The sequence below is a fragment of the Vibrio sp. 03_296 genome, assembly GCF_002265885.1.
In genome coordinates this window covers 1-431 of record NZ_NPKW01001026.1, presented here as the reverse complement: position 1 = coordinate 431, position 431 = coordinate 1, and the positions used below count along the sequence as shown (strand labels likewise).

General features: G+C 47.8%; 2 protein-coding genes. One reads left to right on the top strand and one right to left on the bottom strand.

Annotation, left to right across the window (positions count from 1 at the left end; translation table 11 throughout):
* On the top strand, positions 1-122 hold a 122-nt coding region (locus CIK04_RS29605), incomplete at its 5' end, for a DUF406 family protein (protein ID WP_128824760.1).
* 25 nt (positions 123-147) lie between these two features.
* Here the strand turns inward: CIK04_RS29605 and CIK04_RS29600 are convergent.
* On the bottom strand, positions 148-417 hold the full coding sequence (locus tag CIK04_RS29600) for a DUF1496 domain-containing protein (protein ID WP_325206006.1): 270 nt from the start codon (positions 415-417) through the stop codon (positions 148-150).
* Positions 418-431 lie beyond the last annotated feature (14 nt).

Sequence of the window (431 nt, the reverse complement as noted above, 5' to 3'; positions counted from 1 at the left end):
ATGTGGAATACAACACCACAGAGCTGACTGATGACGCCACTGAGCTCACTGCTCGCTTTAAATTCGAAGTGAGTGCAGAGAAACTGATTTTTGAACTGAAAAGCCGCTCTTTATCACGTTAATCCCTAACGTTATTCTTAGACGAGCCTACGATTTAGGCTCGTCTTTTATTTTGATCTGCTGCCACTTCAGTGCACCGTTGGTTTCAAAACTCTTCTCCGCAACACACTCAAGCAACACACCTTCAACATTCAATACCGCACCAATGGAATACGCTTGATCTTGGTAATAACACACCCGTAAGCGTGCTGGCGTTTCTGCTGCACCACGGCCCAGATCTGTCCCCGTCGATACCGTTTTTGCTACCGCAGGCCMMGAGCTCAACAGCAACAACATCAGCGCAGCCAAACCACGAATCGCAGTGTATACCT